The organism is Aquabacterium sp. UBA2148, from assembly GCF_002328915.1.
GTDB lineage: Bacteria > Pseudomonadota > Gammaproteobacteria > Burkholderiales > Burkholderiaceae_C > Aquabacterium > Aquabacterium parvum.
Genome location: NZ_DCXA01000242.1, coordinates 1128 through 6695, shown reverse-complemented (window position 1 = coordinate 6695; position 5568 = coordinate 1128). Strand labels below are relative to the sequence as shown.

The 5568-nt window shown below is 67.1% G+C and carries 5 protein-coding genes and 1 pseudogene; all 6 read right to left on the bottom strand.

The genetic code is table 11. The features are described 5' to 3' along the window. Positions 1 to 714 (bottom strand): tetratricopeptide repeat protein (locus B2W70_RS13505; RefSeq protein WP_349677458.1); only part of this gene is annotated, 714 nt, incomplete at its 3' end. Continuing rightward, positions 711 to 1622, bottom strand: a complete 912-nt coding sequence (locus tag B2W70_RS13500; protein ID WP_286746433.1) for a type II secretion system F family protein — start codon at positions 1620 to 1622, stop codon at positions 711 to 713. The genes B2W70_RS13505 and B2W70_RS13500, both read right to left, overlap by 4 nt. A gap of 10 nt (positions 1623 to 1632) precedes the next feature. Further along, positions 1633 to 2535 (bottom strand): type II secretion system F family protein, encoded by a 903-nt coding sequence (locus B2W70_RS13495; RefSeq protein ID WP_286746431.1) that lies wholly within the window; start codon positions 2533 to 2535, stop codon positions 1633 to 1635. An 18-nt stretch (positions 2536 to 2553) separates the two neighbouring features. Further along, positions 2554 to 3837: a CpaF family protein gene (locus B2W70_RS13490; RefSeq protein WP_058088010.1), complete on the bottom strand. Its 1284-nt coding sequence runs from the start codon at positions 3835 to 3837 to the stop codon at positions 2554 to 2556. Positions 3838 to 3847: 10 nt separating this feature from the next. Beyond that, a complete protein-coding gene (locus tag B2W70_RS13485) occupies positions 3848 to 5068 on the bottom strand; it encodes an AAA family ATPase (RefSeq protein WP_286746428.1) in 1221 nt (406 codons plus the stop codon). 10 nt (positions 5069 to 5078) lie between these two features. Beyond that, positions 5079 to 5568, bottom strand: a pseudogene (locus B2W70_RS13480) (hypothetical protein); the annotation flags it as partial.

Sequence of the window (5568 nt, the reverse complement as noted above, 5' to 3'; positions counted from 1 at the left end):
CGGTGGCTGAACGGGGGCAGGCAGGTCGGCACTGGATTGCGCCAGGCGAGCCACGGTGGCGGCATCCAGTCCCAGCGACGCGGCGAGTTCGCGGGCTTTGTCGGCGCGGCCTTCGCGCAGCGTCAGCAACACGAGGTTGCGGGCGGCTCGGGCATCGCCGGGTGCGAGCTCCAGCACGGTGAGGAATTCGAAGCGGGCGTCGTCGTGGCGTTGGGCCAGCAGCAGGGCGTAGCCGAGGTCGTTGCGCACGCGGGCGTCGGTGGGCTGCAGGTTGCGGGCGCGCTCCAGCGACGCGATGCTGTCGGTTGACTGGCCACGCTGGGCTTGCAGCAACCCGAGTCCATGCCAGGCTCGCCCTTGCAGGCAGCCGCCTAGCAGGCTTCGGTAAAGGGTCTCGGCCTGCGCAGGTCTGTCGATGCGCCGCAGCGCGTCGGCGCGGGCCAGGTCCACCTGCGGCGGGCGCACCCCTTGTGCTGCGAGCGCGTCGAGCTGGGCCAGCGCCGCGTAGGGCTTGCCCTCGCGCAGCAGCTGTTCGATGCCGGCCAGGCGGGTGTTGTCGGTCGGGTTGAGGTCGCTGCCACAGGCGCCGTCTGCATGGGTGCCCGCAGGCGTGACAGGGGGCAGCGCGCATGCGGTGAGGCTGCCCATGAGCAGCGCCGAGCCAAGCAGCTTGCGCAGGCGCGTCGTCGAGGGATGCAGGAGTGGGGCGCTCATGACATCCTCTTGAGGGCGTTGATCAGCGCCAGGAAGCCAGGGCCAGCCAGGAACAGCAGCAGGGCCGGGAACATGAACAGCATCATCACGATGCTGAGCTTGGCCGACATCTTGCCCACCTTGTCGCGCAGGCTGGTCATGCGCCGCTCTTCCATCATCTTGACGTAGCGCATCAGCGATTCGCGCAGGTTGCCGCCGTAGCGTGCGGCCTGCTTGAGCATGGCAACGGTTTCCGTCAGCTCGTCGACTTCGAGGCGGCGGGCCAGCTCTTCGAGCGCATCACCGCGCTCCTGGCCGTGTTGGATGCGCTGCAGCACCCAGGCGAATTCGTCGGCCAGGTTGGGCGTGACCTGGCGGCCCTGTTCGCTGATGGCTTTGAGCGTGTGTTCCAGAGACAGTCCCGCGTCAAAGAGCAGTCGCATCAGGTTGAGTGCCACCGGCATCTCTTCGCGGATGGCCAGCCTGCGTCGCTCGGCCAGGTTGCGCAAGATGGCGCGTGGGGCGATGTAGCCCACGGTCAGGCCAGCAAAGGCGGAGTGGAACATGGGCCAGCCCTTGGCCGACCCGATCAAGGCGCTCAGCACGGCCAGCACCAGCGGGGCCACCCACAGCGAGGTGTAGACGCGCGAGCGAAGTGCGTCGTCCATCAGCGCAGCCTGGCGAATCAGCAGCTCGATCTCCTGCATGTCCGAGCCCGGCAAGCGCTCGAGCATGCGGCGAAAGCGCCGAGTCAGTCGGGCCATGCCGCTCACGCGGCGCTGTTGCAGCCAGGCGCTTTCGTCGTCGGCTTCGAGCACCTCGTTGAAGCGCTTCTCGGCCTCGGGCACCGTGCCTTCGTCGCGCGTGAGGGTCAGCAGCACCCATGCCAGGGCCAGGAGCATCGCCGCGAGCAACCACCAGATCGTCATGGCATCGTCCTCACAGGCTCTTGATCATGCGCCACATCACGAGCGCGCCCAGGGCCTGCAAGCCGGCTGCCACCAGGAGCACGACCTGCCCGGTGCTGCTGTCCCACATGGTCATCATGTACTTCGGGTTCTGCCAGAGCATGTAGGCCACCAGCACGCCGGGCGTCAGGCCCAGCACCCAGGCGGTCACACGCGTCTCGCCGGTCAGGGCTTTGAGCTCTTCTTGCGCTTGCTGTCGCTGGCGGATCATGCTGACGATGCTCTCGAGCATCTCGCGCGGGCTGCCACCGTAGACCCGCGAGCTGTGGATGGTCAGGGCCAGCAGGTGCAGCTCCTTGATGTCGTAGAACTGCGCGGCCTCGCGGAAGGCATCACCCAGGTCGACGCCCAGCTCGACGTTCTGCTGCGCCCGCACCACGACGCTGCGCAAGGGCTCGCGCAGGTCCTCGGTGGCCATCTTGATGGCGCCTTCGATGTTGCGGCCCGTGACCAGGCCACGCACGACCTGGTCGATGAACAGCGGGATCTGCTCGACCAGGCGGTTGACCTTCTGGTGGTAGCGCACTTGCGGCACCAGCACGATCACCACGGCAGCCAAGGCCCACCAGCCGATGCCGAACAAGGCACCCAGGTTCTGCCACAGCAGCACGCCCATCAGCACCACGCCGGCCAGCATGACCAGGGCCATGGTGGGCGAGAGGTTCAGTCCCACCCGCTTGAGCCACAGGTCCAGCGACGCGGTCAGCGCGCCGAGTTGCGCATCGGGCTTGTGGGTTTCGTGCGGCAGGAAGGCCACCGCCGCCAGGCGTTGGTGCACCTTGGCGATCTGCTCCTGCCGCTGCGCCCGGATCATCGAGAGCACGGCGCCCAGCATCATCAGCAGGGCGATCAGGAAGAAGATGGCGCTCAGCATGGCTTCAGTCCGTCACCGTCACCAGGAGCGGTGGAACTTGGTGGCCTGCTCGTCGTCCGGCAGGCGCAGCTTGGGGCTGGCCGGGCTCAGGCCGGTGGACTCGAAGGCCTTGCGATCGGGCTGGTAGACGAAGAGCTCGTTGGTGACGATGCGCTCGTCCTGCACGCCCAGCACCTCGCTGATGGCCAGAACGCGGCGGCGGCCATCGGCCAGGCGGCCCACCTGGATGACCAGGTCCAACGCCGTGGCGATCATGTGCTTGAGGGTGACGTCCTGGCCCTGAAAGCCCGCAAAGCCCGCCAGCATTTCGAGGCGCAGCAGCGCGTCGCGAGGGCTGTTGGCGTGAACGGTGCTCATGCAGCCGTCGTGGCCGGTGTTCATGGCCTGCAGCATGTCGAGCACCTCGTGGCTGCGCACTTCGCCCAGCAGCACGCGGTCAGGGCGCATCCGCAAGGCGTTGCGCATCAGGTCGCGCGCGGTCACCTCGCCACGGCCATCCACATTCGGCGGGCGGGTCTCCAGGCGCACCACGTGCTCGTGGCCCAGCTGCAATTCGGCCGCGTCTTCGATGGTGACCAGGCGCTCATACGGCGAGATGCTGCGGCTGAGCACGTTGAGCAACGTGGTCTTGCCGGCGCCCGTGCCGCCGCTGATCAGGATGTTGCAGCGACGCTGGACGGCCCCTTCCAGGAACACCAGCATCTCTTCGTTGAACGTGCCAGATGCCAGCAGGTCGGTGGCCTGCAGCGGGTCCTTGCGGAATTTGCGGATCGACAGGCAGGGGCCGTCCAGTGCCAGCGGCGGGATGATGGCGTTGACCCGACTGCCGTCGGGCAGGCGCGCGTCCACCATCGGGCTGGACTCGTCGATGCGGCGACCCAGCGGCGCCAGGATGCGGCGGATGACGCGCAGCACGTGCTCGTCATCGATGAAGCGCATGTCGGTCTTGCTGAGGATGCCGTTGCGCTCGACGTAGATGTGGCGCGTGCCGTTGACCAGGATGTCGTTGATGCGGTCGTCGCGGATGAGCTCTTCGAGTGGGCCGTAGCCGGTCAGCTCGTCGACCATCTCGCGGCTGAGGTTCTCCATCTCGTGGCGGCTCACCGGCAGGCGGTGTTCGGCCACGTATTGCTGAACCTTCGAGAGCACGAACTCCGACAACTCGGCCTTGCCCATCTCGCCGATCGAGACGCGCTCGGTGTCGATGCGGTCGATCAGGTAGTGGTGCAGGCGCAGCTTGACGTCCTGGTAGCTGTCGCTGCTTTTCAGGCTGTAGTCGGTGGCGAGCGATCGGTAGTCCATGGCGCTCGGCTCAGGTGGTCTTGAAGCGGTTGGTCAGCTGGTTGAGCCAGCCAGAGCCCACATCGATGGGCTTGAGCGGCGCACGCGGGTCGTCGCCCAGGCCGATCGCGATCTTGCGGATGGCCACGGTGTACGGATCGCGCGGGGCCGATGTGAACAGGCTCTCGCCCGAGTTCATCATCGTCAGGCGCGCCATGCCGGAGGACGGCAGTGTGCTCAGCAGCGGGATGCCAAAGCCCTTGGCGATGGTCTCAGCATCGGGCGGCACGCTGGGCAGGTAGCGGTCAACGACCAGGCTGATCTGGCCCGAGCCCATCTTGTCGACCTTGGCGTCGCGCAGCTTTTGCAGCAGGTTGCGGTTTTGCTTGCAGCTCGGCACGCTTTGCTCGACCAGCAGCAGGGTGCGGTCGGTGCGGCCCAGCAGCACGTACAAAAACTCGGAAGCTGGCACGCCGCCCAGGTTGACCACGATCTGCCTGAAGTGGCGCTTGAGCGCGCTCAGCAGCACGTACAAGTCTGCCGAGGTGATGCGGCTCATCTCCAGCGCGTCCTCGGGCATGGCCAGGATGCGCAGACCGGTCTCGTGCTTCGGAAACGCCGTGTTGATCAGGGTTTCGTCCAGACGCCGCAGGCTGCGGATCGCGTCGACGAAGGTGTAGGTCGGCTCGATGCCCAGGTACTGCAGGCTGTCGCCGGCGGGCACGCCGAGGTCGAGCAGCAGGATCTCGTCTTTTGGGGCCTGCTCTTGCAAGGCCAGCGCCAGGTGCAGCGCGAACATGGTCGTGTCACCACCCGGGCGAGCGCTCGCCACGGCGGTCATCGCGCCCTCACTGCCACCGTTGCCTCGTTGCGGGTCGCTGACCTCGCGCTGCGCGGCACGGCGCACCAGGCTGATGACCTCGCCCGGGCGCATGTCGGGCGAGATGAAGTCGCGCGCACCCGAGCGCAGCGCGGTCAGCACCGACTGCCGGTCAGCGGTTTCGGCCAGCGCGATGACGGGCAGCAGGGGCTTGGCTGCGGTCAGGCCTTCCATGAAGCTGGCGTCTTGCGACAGGCGGCTGCCTTGCAGCTCGCACAGCACCACGCGGGCGTGCACGGCGTCGATCAGTTGCACCACGCGCTCGAGGTTGTCCGAGTCGGCCATGACGATCTCGGCCTCGTCCTGCAAGGTGGTCTGCACCCAGTGGGCAACGTCCTTGTTGTGCGTGATCAGGAGGAAGTGTTGGCTCATGCGCGCGCCCTCACTGCGAGAAACCGGACTCGCTGCCGTCGAAGCGACCGCGCTCCATCAGCAGCATGTGCAGGAAGCCCGGGTCGTAGCGCTTGAGCTCCTCGCCGGGCAGGTCGGGCAGCTTGGCCTTGGCCGCGAACGGGCGCACCAGGCGCGGCGTGACGATCATCAGCAGCTCTTTGTCGTTGCGCTCGATGCGGTTGGACTTGAAGAAGGCGCCCAGCACGGGGATGTCGCCCAGGAAGGGGAACTTGTCGATGTTGCCGACGCTCTCGCGGCTGACCAGGCCGCTGATGACGAAGGTCTCGCCGTCGCCCAGCGCCACGGTGGTTTCGGTGCGGCGCACGCGCAGGCCGGGGATGTTGAAGCCACCGATCTCTACCGACAGGGCGGTGTCGATCTCGCTGACTTCGGGTGCCACCTTCAGCGCGATGCGCTGCTCGTCGAGCACCGTGGGTGCCAGGCCCAGGCGGATGCCAAACTCCTTGAACTTGACGGTG

What these genes read in the sequence shown, in the direction of transcription:
- B2W70_RS13495 (WP_286746431.1), bottom strand. Translation starts at nt 2,535, where the DNA reads ATGCTGAGCGCCATCTTCTTCCTGATCGCCCTGCTGATGATGCTGGGC.
- B2W70_RS13485 (WP_286746428.1), bottom strand. Translation starts at nt 5,068, where the DNA reads ATGAGCCAACACTTCCTCCTGATCACGCACAACAAGGACGTTGCCCAC.
- B2W70_RS13490 (WP_058088010.1), bottom strand. Translation starts at nt 3,837, where the DNA reads ATGGACTACCGATCGCTCGCCACCGACTACAGCCTGAAAAGCAGCGAC.
- B2W70_RS13500 (WP_286746433.1), bottom strand. Translation starts at nt 1,622, where the DNA reads ATGACGATCTGGTGGTTGCTCGCGGCGATGCTCCTGGCCCTGGCATGG.